The sequence below is a fragment of the Nocardia sp. NBC_00508 genome (genome assembly GCF_036346875.1).
Lineage (GTDB): Bacteria > Actinomycetota > Actinomycetes > Mycobacteriales > Mycobacteriaceae > Nocardia.
In genome coordinates this window covers 824173-839192 of record NZ_CP107852.1, presented here as the reverse complement: position 1 = coordinate 839192, position 15020 = coordinate 824173, and the positions used below count along the sequence as shown (strand labels likewise).

Genomic DNA, 15020 nt, shown 5'->3' with positions numbered 1-15020 from the left:
AGCTGAGTTCGACGTCGGAGATCGCCGCTTGCGCACTGGCGATCGAGGTAATGCAGCCCCTCGAAGGCGGGTCCCGGCCGTCGGCGACCCGACGCCTGGACCGGTCGCCGCCTGGGCCGAGAACGACTCGGCCCGGGCGGGTTTCACCGGTCGATCAGCACAACGACAACAGCACTCGTCGGCCGATCCGCGGATCCGCCAACGGGCGCAACGCGATCCGCATCAGCGCCACCGCGTTGTCGTCGCCCGCGATGCGATTGGGCCGCACGCAGCCGCAGGCCAGACACGGCGGAATACCCTCACACTGGCGAGGACGCGCAACCGTAACGCCGCCCGCCGCGACCCACCACCGAATTTCCGCGGCTACGGTCGCGTGCTCGGGAGGTCGAGGAGAAAGCGCCCGGCCTGTGCGACGACCTCGTCGCGGGTGCGGCCGTCGTGGTCGGCGGCGAGGAAATGTTTGCCGATCGCCAGGCAGAAGGCGAGCATGCTGCGGGCCTCGATCTCGTCCGGATCCGAGCAGTAGCTGCCGAACAGCTCGCGCAGATAGTCCATGCGCCGGTTGTCGACGCGGCGCAGCCGTTCGGCCACGTCGCGGTCGCGCCGCGCCCAATCGCGCACGGCGAGGTCGATCGGGCGCAGCCGGTCGTCGGAGAAGGTGAGCAGGCCCGCGCGCCGGATCTTGGCGCGCGCGTCGCCGCCCTCGCGTTCCACGCGGGTGATGACGTCGTCGGTGGTTTCGCGTTCCCAGGTGTCGAGCATCTCGGCCAGCAGCGCGTTCCGGTCGGCGAAGTGCCCGTAGAAGCCGCCTTTGCTGACGCCGAGCGCCGCGGCCAGGCTCTCGATTCGGACGGCCTCCGGGCCGCCTGCGGCCAGCGCCGCGAGGCCCTGCTCGATCCAGCTGCTGCGTGGTGTGCGTGTGACGGCGACCATGCCCCAAGTATGGATGGGCGTGGACTCGCTGGATCAGCCGCCAGTGGCGCAGACACAGCCCCGAGTCGGTTCGCACCTAATCGGCGACCACCTCGATCCGCGCCTCGTCGATCTCGACGTCCTGCGCGGTCGGGTTGGCCTCGGCGTGCACGCTGATGCGCGCCTTGTCGATGCCCTCGGACTCGAGCTCGGCCGCGATGTTGTCGCCCCGGCTCTCGGCCAAGGCTTTGGCGGTCGCGGAGTTCGCATCCTGCGCGTAGGTGGTGATCTCTATCTTGGCGTCGTTGCCCTTCAAGGGGACCGCGACCGCTTTGATGGTGGCCACGTCCACCGCGCTGAGGTCCGAACTGCCACTGTCGAAGTTGATCGGCGCGGCGGCCAGCGCCGCGTTGATGGCGTTCTGGATCGCCTCCTGGGCGGCGTTCAGGACCGGGGACGTGGTCGCCGCGATACTGCTGCGCGTGTCGTGCCTATGCTCGGTCGTCGGCGTCGTCTCCGCGCCGTTGTCCGACCCGCATGCCGCGGTCATGAGCAGCACGACCGCCGTAGCGGCAATTCCGGTGACGCTGTTCCTGGATATCATCGGCCTACTCCTCGTTCGGTGGAGAATTCCGGTTTGCGTCATTCAGTGCGATGCCTGAAATTGATCAGCACTTGTGCGGGATCGAACTCTGATGGCGGTTGCGCGTAGGTCGATCGATCATGCCGGTGCAGCGATCCTCGCATAGTTGCCTCGTCCGGACTGTCGTTTCGAACTCGCTCGATGCCCTGAACACCGTCGCGTCGGGACTTCGGCACCGGAATACAGAGAACTCGGCATGGCGGCCGGTAGCGTCGATAGGCGACCGGCTCCGACCGGGCCGGACGTCGATGCGGAGGGGACCCTCGATGTCGACAGCGAACGGTTCGCACAGCGGATCGGCCGGAGACCGGCGGCGGGTGCTCCGGCGGGCGCTGCTGCCGCCGATCGTCACCATCACCGCGTTGCTGCTGGCGTATTTCTCGCTGCCCTTCACCCGGATCAGCGGCATACACACGCTGGTCCTTCTGCTGTTCGGTCTGCTGGCGGTGTGCGCGGTGGGTGCTTGGCAGATCCGGCAGGTGCTGCGAGCGGGCGACCCCGTCGCGCAGGCGTTGCAGGCGCTGACGGCGATCTTCGGCTTCTACCTCGTCGGCTATGCCACGGTCTACGCGGTACTCTCCGCTGCCGCTCCCGGCGACTTCAACGAGCCGCTGACGCGGGTCGACGCGCTCTATTTCTGCGTAACGGTTTTCACCACAGTCGGATTCGGCGACATCGTGGCCACGTCGGAGACTGCCCGGACCGTCGTGCTCAGCCAGATGCTCGGCAATCTGGTCCTGATCGGCCTGGTGATCCGGTTGCTGGTTCACTCGGTCCGCTTCCGTCGTGAACAACTGCACCGATCCGACTCATTCGGGGCCGGAAATGCGGAGGGAAAGTGAAGCGCGGTGCGCCGCAGGGCCCTCTCGCGACTACCAGTCGACCGCGCCGAGTTCGTGCAGCCTGCGGAAGACCATCATCGAGCCGGGAGCGACACGGTCCATGGCGGCGTACTCGCGCACGGTGAAGTAGCGCAGCTCGGCGATCTCGCCGGCCGGGCGGGGTTCGCCATCGAGTTCCGCGGTGAAACAGGTCATGTGCAACCGGGTACCGGGGGAGTGCCCATACGCCTCGGCCTGGAATACCCCGAGTTCGTCGTAGGCGACGACGCCGACGCCGAGTTCCTCACGCACTTCACGATGCAACGCCGCCTCGGGCGTCTCCCCGGGGTCGATCTTGCCGCCCGCCATGTAGAAGACGTCCTTGCCGACCGAGCGCGCCTGCAGCAGGCGGCGATCCCGGATGTGGGCCAGCGCGGCTGTGCGAATCACCGGCCCACTGTACTGAGCACCCGGAACCGGGCGTCAACCGGATTTCGCGACGGTGCTCAGATCATCTCCCCGGATACGGCCGCGACAAGGCCGCCGTCGATGATCAGGTCCTGCCCGTTGATATAGGACGCCTCGTCGGAGGCGAGGAAGGCAACCGCGTCGGCGACGTCGTCGGCGGTGCCGAGCCGACCGCTGGCCACCTCGGCGAGAACAGTGGTGTGCGCTTCCGGGCTGACGTTGTCGTGGAACATCGGGGTCTCGATATACCCGGGGCTCACCGAGTTGACGCGAATTCCTCTGGGCCCCAGTTCGGCGGCGAGGGTGTGCGCCAGGTTGTGCACCGCCGCTTTGGTGGCCGCGTACAGGGAGGCGCCGGCCAGACCGCGATGCAGCGTCCACGACGCGTTGATGACGATCGCCGCGCGCTCGGACAGCAGCGGCAGGGTCTTCTGGATGGTGAAGAACACGCCTTTGAAATTGATGTCGACGACGCGGCCGAATTCCGCCTCGGTGATCTCGCCGTACGGCTGGAACGAGGCGACTCCCGCATTGGCGAACACCACGTCCAGCCGCCCGTGCCGGTCGCGGATGGCGGCGGTGAGCGCGTCGAGATCGGTGAGCCGACCTGCGTCGCCGGGCACCGCCACCACCCGATCGTTGCCGAGTTCGTCGGCTGCGGCGTCCAGCCGGGCCTTGTCCCGGCCGGTGATGATCACCTGTGCGCCTTCGGCGAGCAACCGTCGTGCGGTGGCCAGTCCCATACCGCTCGAGCCGCCGGTGATGAGCGCGACCTTGCCGTCGAATCGAGAAATGCTGTGCGTCATGAATGTCAGCGTGCCGAAGCGCGCGCTGGTCGAACAGTGTGCAGTTGACCTAGGTGTGGCACCACCAGGCCGCGGTCATGCCGGGGCCGCGAGCCGGACCCGCATCAGCCCTTCCACTCGGTCCGCGGTCTCGGTGCCGGGTTGCGGGTTGTAGAGCACCAGGAACCAGTCCGGATGGTCGGCCACCGCCAGGGTCGTCGTATCGAAGAACAGGTCACCGGCCTCGGGATGGCGCACCGCCTTCACGGCCTGGACCGGGGCATTCACCTCGTGGCGGGCCCACAGCCCGGCGAACTCGGAGCTGGCGGCGCTGAGTTCGCCGATCACCTTGCCGAACCGCGGGTCGCCGGGCGAGTGCGCCGCATCCGCGCGGAAGGCGGCGACCACCGCGGGCGCGACCGCGTTCCACTGCGTGTGCATACCGCGGTACCCGGCATTGGTGAAGAACGAGACCAGGCAGTTGTAGTCGGCGTCGCCGAACCCGAAAACCGTGCGTGCCGTGTCGTTGATCGCGAGCAGATTCCAGTATCGGTCACGCAGCACCGCGGGCCGCGATCCCCACGCGTCGAGCAGCTGCCGCAACTGAGGGCTGACCTCGGCGTCGCCCGCCGGGCCCGGCTGCGGCGGGTTGAGACCGGCGAGCAGATACAGGTGCGCCCGCTCCGGCTCGGTCAGCCGCAGTGCCGTCCCGATCGCGTCGAGTACCTCGGCCGAGACGGTGATGTCGCGCCCCTGCTCGAGCCAGGTGTACCAGGACACGCCGATTCCGGCCAGCAGCGCGACTTCCTCGCGCCGCAGTCCGGGAGTCTGACGCCGCCCCACCGCCGCCAGACCCATGTCCTGCGGCGTGCGGCGGGCGCGACGGGTACGGAGAAAATCGCGGAGTTCGGCGCGCCGGTGCAGCGCCGCCGCGGAGGATTCGCTGGCCATACGCCACGCAACAATCGGGTGCTTCGATCAGTTCCCGAGATGCACCGGGAATGCCTCGAGGTCGTTCTGCGTGAGCACCGGGAGGTTGCGGATTTCCTCGACCGGCACCGCCGAGCGTAGGCCGGGGAAGCGAGCGAACAACGCGGGCAGGGCGATACCCGCTTCCAGGCGGGCCAGCGCCGCACCGGGGCAGATGTGCGGGCCGTGACCGAAAGCCATGTGCCGGTTGGCCGTTGGGCGGGTGATGTCGAAGTCGTCGGCGTCCGTGCCGTGCACGGTGCTGTCGCGTCCGATCGCACGGTAGGACATGACCACCCCCTCGCCTTGCTCGATCACCAGGTCGCCAACGGTGATGTCCTCGGTGGCGAAACGCATCAGCAGATGCGTCACCGGACTGTCCCAGCGCAGTGTTTCCTCCACCGCGGCGTCCCAGGCGAACTCGCCGGTGCGGATGGCGCGCAACTGGGCGGGGCGGCCGAGCAGGGCGCGCACGGCATTGAGGATGAGGCCGATCGTGGTTTCGTGCCCGGCGGCGACGAGCGCCTTCAGGTTGCCCACCACTTCTTCCTCGGTGAGCGGTTCGGCGTCGTTGCTGCCGAGGATGAAGGCGCTGGTCAGGTCGTCGGTCGGGTCGGCGGTCTTCTTGCGCACCAGGTCGGTGAAGTACTCGTCCAGGTCGTTGATCACCCGCAGCCGCTCGTCCTGCGGGGTCAGCAGTGAGAAGAACGCCTTGTACCAGGCGAGCAGCATCGGATGGTCGGCGCGGTCGACACCCATCAGCTCGCTGATCACCCGCATCGGCAGCGGATAGGCGAACACCGTCTTCAGATCGACCACCGCGCCGTCTCGTCCGGCCTGCTCGAGATCGTCCAGCAGTTCGGCGGTCATCCGCTCGATTGTCGGGCGCAGTGCGTCCAATCGTCGTTTCGTGAGTGCCTGGGTGGTCTTGATCCGGAGCCTGCGGTGCTCGGCGCCGTCCACGGTGAACATCGAACGGCCCGCGTCGATCATGCCGATGAGCGGCCACTGCCTGGTCACCACGCCCGTCTGCCACAGCGACCATGCGTTGATGTCCTTCACCAGCCTGGTATCGACGAGCAACTGCCGCGCCAGCGTGTGCCGGGTGACGGTCCAGGCGGGCACGCCGAGCAGGTCGATCCGGGTGAGCGGACCCGCGGCGCCCAGCCGACGGGTTTCCCCGGCGAGGTCGCTGACCATGGGGTCGATGGCGAGGGGTGCTAGGTGCGGGCATTCTCGGCTCACGGGGTACCTCCGATGGCGCGAACAGGTGTGAAGCGGACAGGCAGGGAGGTCATGCCGCGCAGGAAGGCCGACGGTCGCCGGGCCAGGTTCTGGGCGGGCACCGCCAGGTCGAGGTCGGGCAGCCGGTCGAGCAGGACCTCGATCCCGGTGCGCGCGATGACCTCGGCGATCTGCTGGGCGGGGAAGGGGCAGCGGTATTCGCCGTAGCTGAAGGCGAAGTGCGCGCTGTTGCCTGCGTGCGCTGGTTCGGCGCCGTCGGAGACATGTTGGCGCACATGCGGATCGGCGTTGGCGGCGGCCAGGCCGAGCAGCAGCATGTCCCCGGAGCGGATCACCTTGTCGCCGAGCCGGGTGTCGCGCGCGGCCCAGCGCCCGGCGAGGATTTGCGTCGGCGTGTCCTCCCACAGCACTTCGTTCATCGCCTGTCCCACGCTGTGCCGTCCGCCGCCCAGTGCCGCGGCGAACCGGTCGTCGGTGAGCATCAGCCGCACCGAGTTTCCGATCCAGTCCGCGGTAGGGAGATGGCCCGCGGCGGTGATCGCCATCAGGTCCAGGACGTATTCCTGATCGGTGAACGGACCGGGATGCTCCAGCATCCGGGAGACCAGATCGGCGCCTCGCTCGGCCTGCTTGGCCGCGAGCAGGTGCTGCATCTGCTCGGCGAATTGCAGATGTGCGGCCTGGGCGTCGGCCCCGCCGTCGGCCAGTGTCTTCATCGTCCACGCCAGCCGCGGTCCGTCCGCATCGGGGAAACCGAGGATCCGCGCCAGCGACAGTACCGGTAGTGGCTCGGCGAAATCGGCGACCAATTCCGCCTCGCCCCGGCCGCAGAACGCGTCGATCAGCCGGTCGGCCAATTCCTCACAGGTGCGCCGCAATGCGAAGGTGTCGACCGTTTCCAGGGCGGGTTCCACCATCGCCAGGTGCCTGCGGTGCTCCGCGCCCGCGGTGAAATAGATCGACGGCATCGGCTGCCCGACCATCGGGAGCAGCGGCCAGTCCGCGGGGATGTTCGGCCACTGGTTCCACAAGCCGACGTCGCGGGGAAACAGCTCCGGATCACTGGTCACCTGGTGCATCTCGCGATAACCGATGACCAGCCAGGCGGGAACGCCACCGGGCAGCTCGACGGCGACCACCGGGCCGTGCTCGCGGCGCATCTCGTGATAGAGCTGGTGCGGGTCGGTGTGGAAACGCGGACCGCTCAGCGCGACCGCGGCCGGGTCGGCGTGGACGGGGCAGCTGCGGGCGGAACTCGGTGCGGGCGTGGTCATGACGCGGCCTCCGGGGTGGGGAGCAGGGTGTGCCGCGGCGCCGGGGCGAGGGTGGAGAGGTGCTCGACCAGGGTGATGAGGACTCCCTTGCCGGACGCGCGGGATCTGGCGTCGCAGTCGATGAGCGGCACGTGCGGATCGAGATCGAGGGCGTCGCGGACCTCGCCGGGCCGGTGCCCGCCGCCGAAATCGTTGCAGGCGATGATGAACGGCGTCTGCTGGTGTTCCAGCCGGTCGATGGCGTACCAGGAGTCGGCGATCCGGCGCGGGTCGACCAGCACGATCGCGCCGAGCGCGCCGGTGAACAGGCGGTTCCAGAGAAACCGGAACCGTTCCTGTCCCGGTGCGCCGAACAGGTACAGCACGTGCTCGCGGTCGATGGTGATCCGGCCGAAGTCGAAGGCGACGGTCGTCGTCGATTTGCCCGGCGCACCGCTCGGGTCGTCGATGCCGAGGCCCTCGTCGGTCATGATCGCCTCGGTGTCGAGGGGACGGATTTCGCTGACCGCCCGGACCATGGTGGTCTTGCCGACGCCGAAGCCGCCGACGATGACGACCTTCAGCCCCTGCCGGGTCGCGCCGTGCAGGGGTGCGTCGGCGCGGGCCGGGCGCGGATCAGAGTTTGCGGAGTCCAACGAGCACCTTCTCGAGCGTGGTGGTGTCGGGCAGGGCGTGCCATGGCGCGCCGGGAAGGCCGGTCCGCGGTGGACGCACGGTGATCTTGCCCGCGTGCAGCAGGTCGGAGAGCAGGATCGTCGCGATGCCGACCGGAATTCGCAGCTCAGCGGCGATTTCGACGACGGCGGTCGGAGCGCGGCACAGGTCGAGGATCGCCACGTGCTCGGACTGCATGCCCGGCGCCGGATCGCACTCGCTGACCACCAGGGTGACCAGATCGAACGTGTCGGAGTCCGGCTTGCTCCGCCCGCCGGTCAGTGTGTAGAGCCGATCGGGGTCGTCGTCCCGGCCTGGCCTGGTCACGACACGCTCGCTCCCCGGAAGCGCGGGGCTGCCGCCAGATGTTCGCCGAGCTGTTCCACCAGCTCGCGCAGGTTGTGGCCGACCAGCCCGGCATCAGCGTCCTCCGCGGCGACGACCGCGATGTGGGCGCCGAGCCCGGCTTCGACGATGAACAGGATGCCGCCGTAGAACTCGGTCATCGATTGGCGCACTCCGGCGCGGCCGTCGCCGAACTCCACCGACGCGCCGTGCGAGAGACTTTGGATGCCCGCGGCGATGGCGGCGAGCTGGTCGGCTCGGTCCACGGTGAGTTCGGGCGTGTGGCAGATCTTCAGCCCGTCGCTGGACAGCAGCAGGGCGTGCCGGGTGCGCGGGGTGCGGGTCAGCAGCTGTTCCAATAGCCAGCTCAGCTGCGCGGACTCGGAGGTTGTCATCGTTCGTTCTCCACGGCGACGGAAGGGGCGGGGGAAGGGGTTGCGGCACCGTCGGGCCCGCGCCTGGTCACCGCTCGCTGGAACGCGCCGAGCGAGTCGGGGCGCGACGCCGGAGGAGTCGGCGCGGCGGGCTCCGGCGCGGTCAGGCCGTCGGGGTGAACGGCGGCCAGCGTGCTGCCGCGGCGTCGCTTGGGCAGCGCCGGGACGACGGCAGGGGAGGCAGGTTCGGCGGTAGAAGTGTGCGAGGTACCGGTCGGCGTGTGCTCGAGGTCGTTTCGCGTCTGCGGTCGCTGCGCGGGGCGGGGGAGCTCCCGCGCGACGGGCAGCGTGCCTGTGGTGGTGGACGGCTGCGGCCGTTCCACGCGGGTGGTGAGATCCCGGGGGACCACCACGACCACCGCCGTGCCGCCGATGGCGGAGGGACGGTAGGAAACGGTGAGGCCGTGTTTGCGCGCGAGGTTGCCCACTACCGCGAGACCGAGGCGGGTCCCGGTCAATGAGGACAGGTCCACTCCGGCACCGGGCCCGCGGCCGTCCCGGCCGGTGGTCGACACCGCCGTCTCGGCGCGGCGCAGCGCGGATTCGCTCATGACCAATCCGCTGTCCTCGATGGTGATCACGACGCCCGCGGGGATCTCGGCGGCGTAGACGTGCACTTCGGTCGTGGGCGGGGAGAAGTTGCAAGCGTTGTCGAGCAGCTCCGCCAGTGCGTGCATGATGCCTTCGGCGGCGTGGCCGGAGACGGCGATCTCGGCGACGGCACGCAACCGCACCCGCTGATAGCCGGCGACGCGTCCCATCGCGCCACGCAGAATCGATTCCATCGCAATCGGTTTCGCCCACCTGCGTCCGGATCGCGCGCCGCTGAGCACGGCGATGCTGTCGGCCAGCCGTCCTGCCTGGGCGGTGCGGTGATCGAGTTGCAGCAGGTCGGCGAGCACAGCCGGGTCGCCGTGGCGGTGCTCCATCTCGCGCAGTTCCGCGAGCATGCTGGTGGTCATCGCCTGCATGCGGCCCGCGGCGCCCGCGAAGGCCGCCATCGCCGCTGCGCGACGGCTGTCGCTGCGCTCCGACCGTGCGACGTGCTCGGCCGCGACGTTGTGTGCGGCGGTCATCCCGGCCTCCGCGTCGGCGGCGGCGAGCGCGCCGTCCTGCCGGGCTCGGACGGCATCCTTCCTGGCGCGTACGGCTTCGTTCCGGAAGTGGACCGCGGCCGTGACGGCGGCGCATAGGATGATCGCCGCGGCGACGGCGCCTGCCGCCAGCGATACCCGGAATGCGGTGGGTGCGTAGTACACCGCGACCGCCGCGACGGACGCGCTCACGATTACGCAGGCCGTGAATGTCGCGTACGGCGGTTTCGAACGCCGGACAGCGTCTTCGCCGTGCTCGCTCGGGGCCGGTTTCAATAACTGTGACAAGTTCCGTACTTCCGCATTCGCGCCCGCCGAGGGGAAATCGTCCCCTGACCCCCTGCTGCGTGCTCGGACTGCCGAAATACGCAGACCGGCAAGCAGTTTCGCATCTTGCGGCCCCGAGCATAGCGGGACGGGCAGTGCGGCGCCACTCGAAAGGAATGGGACCGGACGCGGCACTGCGGATATTCCGCATGCGGCGAAGATGCTCCGTCGCTGCCGGTTCCGGCCGAAAACTGCTATATCCCAGCGTGTGCGGCCGGCGAATTGTTCGATCGGCGTTTGCTCGAAATTCACCGCTGCTACGACGCTGGATTGTCCAGACGTCTGTATTTCTTTTCCGGTACTTGAATTTTAGATTATTGGCCAGTGGCGGCCCGGTGACGTGGCGGCACGAGAGATCTGTGTCGGCCATTACGATGTGCTTCGCGGCCCGGACACCGCGCTGTGGCGGGCTCGGCAGCTGCCGTAGCGCGGGGAGGTCTCGCCGCGGGACCGGCGGTGAGTCGGCCCACCGGGCTGCCCGAGCCGGGGGCCGAGTCCGAGCCGCTGGTCTGGTCGATCAGAGTTGTGCGGTTTGCTCGGACGGGGGCAGGCCGTCGGCTTGACGGAGGACGTCGGCGACGGACTCCAAGTAGAGCAGGGTGCGAAGCGAGACGCCGTCCACCGCCTGTCCGAGGCGGCGCAGGGCCGAATTGTCCAGGTGCGCCAGCACTTCCGCGTCCGCGTCCTCGGCCTGGCCGGGGCCGGGGTCGAAGCCGAAGTAATTGGGGTCGAGCCCGAATACGTGGGCCAGCCCGGCCCTGGCCTGCTCCGGGAGTGCGGTGGCCTGCCCGCGGCGCACCTGCGCCAGATAGCCGGGCGCCAGGTCGTACCCGGCGGCGGTCAACCACGAGGCGACCGTGTCATCGGCCAGCGGGCGCCCGTGCGCACGCTCCCACATCTCGAACGCTAGGTTGAGCCTGGTTGTGATATCGATGTCCACTACCGCCTTCCTTCTGGCGAAACGCCTGTTGACGGGTCAAACATTGACTCGACCGTAGCGTGGGAGCGGGCGATCGCCGGGATTTCACGGCAAATGTCCGGTTGCCTAGGGGGCGGAACGGACTCGATCCCGGTTATCCGGGTTTGCCGATATCGAGGAGGCGTGTATGCGGCTGAATTCCGAGGAGGCGCGCGAGCGATTCGCGGCAAGCCCGGTCGCGCGGTTGGCAACCGTCTCGGCGGCGGCGCGCCCGCATCTGGTTCCGATCGTGTTCGTCGTCGCCGGCGAAACGATCTACACCAGCGTCGACGCGAAGCCGAAGACGACCATGGCGCTGCGACGGCTGGCCAATATCGCGGCGAACCCGGCGGTCACGCTGCTCGTCGACCACTACAGCGACGACTGGACCCGGCTGTGGTGGGCGCGCGCCGACGGAGACGCCCGCATCGCGGACACCACCGAGGCCGACGCGGCGAAACGCCGATTGGCCGCCCGCTATCCCGATTATCGGGACCAGCCGCCGCCGGGGCCGGTGATCGCCATCGACGTCACGCGGTGGTCGGGATGGTCTGCGCACTGAGCGCCGACCGGTGCCGCTGATCGTCGAGAGGGTCGTGGCAGCGCGGCGATACGCCGTTCGTCGCGTCGGACAGCCGGATTCGACGACGGGTGCTCGGCCGGGTCGGCTCGGCAGGCGCCGTCGAGCGCCCGGCATCGTCGGTCGTTGATCGTGCGCGTGTCCGGTACAGTCCGAATCGCCGGTCCCCTGACGGAGCCGTCGCGCCGAGCCACCCGAAGAAAGACTGTGAGGATCGTATGCCCTCGAATTTCCAGCTGAAGGCAATGAACACGGCGCATCGCGCTCTGTTGAAGATCAGCTTCGGAAAGCTGGGCCAAGCGATCGCGGGTATGCCGTCGCTCGAGCTCACGACCATCGGCCGCAAGTCGGGCCGGCCGCACGCGGTCATGCTCACCGCGCCGATCGTCGACGGCGACACCTACGTCGTCGTCGCCTCGCGCGGGGGCGACTCCGTCCACCCGGCGTGGTTCCTGAACGTGCGCGCCAACCCGGACGTCGTCGTCTCGGTGCAGAGCGGCCCGAAGGTGCCGATGACGGCCAGGGTGGCGACGGCCGAGGAGCGGGCGACGCTGTGGCCGAAAGTCATCGGCGTGTATTCGGGGTATGCCGACTACCAGACGAAGACCACACGGGAAATCCCGCTCGTTTTATTGACGCCGAAGAACTGAGGCGCGCGGCTGCGGTCCGGCGGCTGTCCGGCTCGACAGTCCCGGAGCACAGGAGCAGCGAACCCGGCTCGCTCTGACCATCGTTGCCCGCAGCCGTGGACGTCGTGCGGGAGTCGCCGTAGAGCTGGAACCCCGATCGCTCGCCGAAGAGAGGCCGACTCTGCCGGATCGCCGGGATAGACGATGCGTTCGATCTCCCGCGATCGTGCCACCGAACCGACGGCGTGCGACTGCCACCCGATGGAGGGCTTCGCCTACGCGATCACGCCGTTCGACTTCACCGCCATCGCGGGCAACGACTCACCCGCCCCCGCTTCGATGGACAACAGCGCGCCGAGCACCGGCGGTGTCGACCATTGCTCCCGGGCTCCAGCGGCCACCGGGGGATTATCCCGAGGTGACGATAGCCGTACCGGTCGATCCCGCGCTGCCCGGAATGGATGACGAGCACGGGGCTCGGCTCGAGGGGACACCCGGTGATGTGACACCAGGGCGAACGTGGCCGAACATATTGCGGAGGGCAGCCGATAGTGCGCCCATGATTCGCGTATTCGAATGCTCATCGCATCAATTTCAGAATCATATTCACATTTATGGACCTGATCTTGCAGAATATTCATACTTCTGAGGAATGGCGAACCACTTCGGTGAGCGACGCCGACATCGGTCCAACGACGATCAGGAGTGCAGGTGCGAATCGGAATCCCCCGCGAGATCAAGAACCATGAGTACCGCGTGGCATGCACGCCCGCGGGCGTCCACGAACTCGTCTCGCGCGGCCACGACGTGTACCTCGAGGCGGGCGCCGGGCGCGGTTCGGCCTTCCCGGACGAGGCGTACACCGTCGCGGGCGCGCGCGTGCTCGACACCGCCGACGAGGTGTGGGAAACCGCCGATCTGGTGCTCAAGGTGAAGGAGCCGGTGGCCGAGGAATACGGGCGCCTGCGCGCGGACCAGGTGCTGTTCACCTACCTGCACCTGGCCGCGTCGAAGGAGTGCACCGAGGCGCTGCTGGCGTCCGGCACCACCGCGATCGCCTACGAAACGGTGACCGGCCCCGACGGCTCCCTGCCGCTGCTCGCGCCGATGAGCGAGGTCGCGGGGCGGCTGGCCGCGCAGGCGGGCGCCTACCACCTGATGCGCAGCGCCGGCGGACGCGGTGTGCTGATGGGCGGCGTGCCGGGCGTGCGGCCCGCCAAGGTCACCGTGCTGGGCGCGGGCGTCGCGGGCGGCAACGCGATCGCCGTGGCGCACGGCATGCGCGCCGAGGTCACCGTGCTGGATCTGAACATCGCTCGCCTGCGCGAGATCGATGCGCAGTATCGCGGCCGGGTGCGCACCATCATGTCCAACAAACTCGAGGTGGAGACCGCTGTGCGCGAGGCGGACCTGGTGATCGGCGCCGTGCTGGTGCCGGGCGCCAAGGCGCCGACGCTGGTGCCCAACGATCTGGTCGCGCAGATGAAGCCGGGCTCAGTACTGGTCGATATCGCGATCGACCAGGGCGGCTGCTTCGCGGATTCGCGGCCGACCACGCACGCGGAGCCGACCTACCAGGTGCACGACTCGGTCTTCTACTGCGTGGCCAACATGCCCGGCGCGGTGCCGAACACCTCCACCGTCGCACTGACCAATGCCACACTGCCGCATGTCGTTTCGCTCGCGGAACGGGGATGGCGCGGCGCGTTGGCCGCCGATCCCGGACTCGCCGCAGGGCTGAGCACCGACCGCGGCGTGCTGCTGTCGGCAACGGTGGCGCAGGCGCACGGCTACGCGGCGAAAAGTGCTGCCGCATAGCAGATGATCGCGGCCTTGCCGCTGATGATGCTGCCCGTGGCGGCGGTGTCGTGACTCGTCGAGCCGGAGAGGCGTGTGTCCAGCGGGTGACGCCGGAGGAGGCCGGGCCGCTGGAACCACCTACGAAGGTCCCCCGAGGAGGTGACAGCCCATGACCGCCGCAGCATGGCTTCCACCCGAAGGTGATGTGCACCTGCGGATCCGGGTTGGCGGCATGGTCTTCGACTACGTGTCCACCGCGACAGCGGTGCGCGGTTTGATCCGCGACTGGCAGCGAAAGCCTTGGTGCACAATCGAATTGATACCCGATACGATTGAGGGCTGCCGACTGCTGCCGCGGCTACCATGCGAACGATTGTGGGTCGCTGACCCGCGGTGACAAGAGGCCCAGCCGGTGGGTAGCCGACGCGGGACTACCGCGGCAATCCATCTGGACGAGGCGCTGGGCTGAGACAGCCCACCGCCCGTTCCGGAGGAGGTTCGCTCGTCAGTCGGTGCCCGCTCGTGGGCGCATGTGCTCGAAGATGAGGATGGTCTCGGTCGAGGCGACCGCGGGATGCGCACTGAGATGATTCAGCACGAACGCGCGCAACTCGTCGGTGTTCGCGGTGGCGACGTGCACGAGATAGTCGTCGGCGCCCGCGATGAAGTACACGTTGAGTACCTCCTCGAGCGCCGAAACGCGCGCGCCGAACTCGGCCAGTTGCCTGCGCGCGCTGGCGCGCAGGCGCACCGCGATCATGGCTTGCAGGCTCCGGCCGAGCGCCGCGGGGTCGATGTCGGCGTGGAAGCCGCGAATGACGCCGCGCTGTACCAGAGCCCGCACCCGGCCGAGGCAGGTCGAGGGCGCGATCCCCGCGGCGGCGGCGAGTGCGTTGTTCGTCATTCGCCCGTCCCGCGCCAGGTGGTCGAGCAGGACCCGGTCGATGTCGTCGAGCGCGACACCCGCGGGTGGGTGGCCGGAGGCGCCCACGCCGCCTGCTGAGTCGGTTTTGCTCATATCGCAACGGTACCGAATGCTGTTCGGTAGCTGGCGCGTCCGGGTGAAGTTTCTTCGGCTCAGC

Annotated in this window: 19 protein-coding genes; 5 read left to right on the top strand and 14 right to left on the bottom strand. The window is 68.7% G+C overall.

Annotation, left to right across the window (positions count from 1 at the left end; all coding sequences use genetic code 11):
• Window positions 1-363: 363 nt before the first annotated feature.
• Together OHA40_RS03600 and OHA40_RS03595 are read right to left on the bottom strand one after the other, a co-directional pair.
• Window positions 364-933 (bottom strand): TetR/AcrR family transcriptional regulator, encoded by a 570-nt coding sequence (locus tag OHA40_RS03600; RefSeq protein WP_330231648.1) that lies wholly within the window; start codon window positions 931-933, stop codon window positions 364-366.
• A gap of 76 nt (window positions 934-1009) precedes the next feature.
• The gene (locus OHA40_RS03595; RefSeq protein ID WP_330231647.1) at window positions 1010-1516 is read right to left on the bottom strand and encodes an OmpA family protein; all 507 of its coding nucleotides are present in this window, start codon (window positions 1514-1516) and stop codon (window positions 1010-1012) included.
• A 305-nt stretch (window positions 1517-1821) separates the two neighbouring features.
• On the opposite strand from OHA40_RS03595, the gene OHA40_RS03590 reads away from it, so the two are divergent.
• Window positions 1822-2397 carry a potassium channel family protein gene (locus OHA40_RS03590; RefSeq protein WP_330231646.1) on the top strand — a complete coding sequence of 192 codons (576 nt, stop codon included), beginning with the start codon at window positions 1822-1824 and terminating at the stop codon, window positions 2395-2397.
• 30 nt (window positions 2398-2427) lie between these two features.
• Here OHA40_RS03590 and OHA40_RS03585 read toward each other — a convergent pair whose 3' ends face one another.
• The 10 genes from OHA40_RS03585 to OHA40_RS03540 all read right to left on the bottom strand — a co-directional run bounded on the left by OHA40_RS03585 (window position 2428) and on the right by OHA40_RS03540 (window position 10911).
• Window positions 2428-2826, bottom strand: coding sequence for an NUDIX hydrolase (locus tag OHA40_RS03585; protein ID WP_330231645.1), 399 nt, complete (start codon window positions 2824-2826; stop codon window positions 2428-2430).
• A 56-nt stretch (window positions 2827-2882) separates the two neighbouring features.
• Window positions 2883-3650: a glucose 1-dehydrogenase gene (locus OHA40_RS03580; RefSeq protein WP_330231644.1), complete on the bottom strand. Its 768-nt coding sequence runs from the start codon at window positions 3648-3650 to the stop codon at window positions 2883-2885.
• A gap of 75 nt (window positions 3651-3725) precedes the next feature.
• Window positions 3726-4580: a helix-turn-helix transcriptional regulator gene (locus tag OHA40_RS03575; protein WP_330231643.1), complete on the bottom strand. Its 855-nt coding sequence runs from the start codon at window positions 4578-4580 to the stop codon at window positions 3726-3728.
• A gap of 27 nt (window positions 4581-4607) precedes the next feature.
• Window positions 4608-5798 carry a cytochrome P450 family protein gene (locus OHA40_RS03570; protein WP_330231642.1) on the bottom strand — a complete coding sequence of 397 codons (1191 nt, stop codon included), beginning with the start codon at window positions 5796-5798 and terminating at the stop codon, window positions 4608-4610.
• A gap of 41 nt (window positions 5799-5839) precedes the next feature.
• Entirely contained in the window at window positions 5840-7117 is a 1278-nt protein-coding gene (locus OHA40_RS03565; RefSeq protein ID WP_330231641.1) for a cytochrome P450, read from the bottom strand.
• On the bottom strand, window positions 7114-7752 hold the full coding sequence (locus OHA40_RS03560) for a GTP-binding protein (protein WP_442943914.1): 639 nt from the start codon (window positions 7750-7752) through the stop codon (window positions 7114-7116). The genes OHA40_RS03565 and OHA40_RS03560 overlap by 4 nt, the downstream gene beginning before the upstream one ends.
• Window positions 7733-8098, bottom strand: a complete 366-nt coding sequence (locus OHA40_RS03555; RefSeq protein ID WP_330231640.1) for a DUF742 domain-containing protein — start codon at window positions 8096-8098, stop codon at window positions 7733-7735. The genes OHA40_RS03560 and OHA40_RS03555 overlap by 20 nt, the downstream gene beginning before the upstream one ends.
• Window positions 8095-8511: a roadblock/LC7 domain-containing protein gene (locus OHA40_RS03550; protein ID WP_330231639.1), complete on the bottom strand. Its 417-nt coding sequence runs from the start codon at window positions 8509-8511 to the stop codon at window positions 8095-8097. Before OHA40_RS03550 ends, OHA40_RS03555 begins: the two co-directional genes overlap by 4 nt.
• Complete coding sequence (locus OHA40_RS03545; protein WP_330231638.1) at window positions 8508-9836, bottom strand: sensor histidine kinase; 1329 nt, start codon at window positions 9834-9836, stop codon at window positions 8508-8510. The genes OHA40_RS03550 and OHA40_RS03545 overlap by 4 nt, the downstream gene beginning before the upstream one ends.
• 652 nt (window positions 9837-10488) lie before the next feature.
• A complete protein-coding gene (locus tag OHA40_RS03540) occupies window positions 10489-10911 on the bottom strand; it encodes a hypothetical protein (protein WP_330231637.1) in 423 nt (140 codons plus the stop codon).
• Between the two features lie 166 nt (window positions 10912-11077).
• On the opposite strand from OHA40_RS03540, the gene OHA40_RS03535 reads away from it, so the two are divergent.
• Both OHA40_RS03535 and OHA40_RS03530 read left to right on the top strand, forming a co-directional pair.
• Window positions 11078-11491 (top strand): TIGR03668 family PPOX class F420-dependent oxidoreductase, encoded by a 414-nt coding sequence (locus OHA40_RS03535; RefSeq protein ID WP_442943913.1) that lies wholly within the window; start codon window positions 11078-11080, stop codon window positions 11489-11491.
• Window positions 11492-11727: 236 nt separating this feature from the next.
• Complete coding sequence (locus OHA40_RS03530; protein ID WP_330234024.1) at window positions 11728-12159, top strand: nitroreductase family deazaflavin-dependent oxidoreductase; 432 nt, start codon at window positions 11728-11730, stop codon at window positions 12157-12159.
• Window positions 12160-12413: 254 nt separating this feature from the next.
• Here the strand turns inward: OHA40_RS03530 and OHA40_RS03525 are convergent, their stop codons facing one another.
• Complete coding sequence (locus tag OHA40_RS03525; protein ID WP_330234507.1) at window positions 12414-12539, bottom strand: hypothetical protein; 126 nt, start codon at window positions 12537-12539, stop codon at window positions 12414-12416.
• Between the two features lie 310 nt (window positions 12540-12849).
• Between OHA40_RS03525 and ald the strand changes: the two genes are divergently transcribed.
• Window positions 12850-13956, top strand: a complete 1107-nt coding sequence (ald, locus tag OHA40_RS03520) for an alanine dehydrogenase (protein WP_330231636.1) — start codon at window positions 12850-12852, stop codon at window positions 13954-13956.
• A gap of 151 nt (window positions 13957-14107) precedes the next feature.
• Window positions 14108-14335, top strand: a complete 228-nt coding sequence (locus OHA40_RS03515) for a hypothetical protein (RefSeq protein ID WP_330231635.1) — start codon at window positions 14108-14110, stop codon at window positions 14333-14335.
• A 108-nt stretch (window positions 14336-14443) separates the two neighbouring features.
• Here the strand turns inward: OHA40_RS03515 and OHA40_RS03510 are convergent, their stop codons facing one another.
• On the bottom strand, window positions 14444-14956 hold the full coding sequence (locus OHA40_RS03510) for an Lrp/AsnC family transcriptional regulator (protein WP_330231634.1): 513 nt from the start codon (window positions 14954-14956) through the stop codon (window positions 14444-14446).
• Window positions 14957-15020 lie beyond the last annotated feature (64 nt).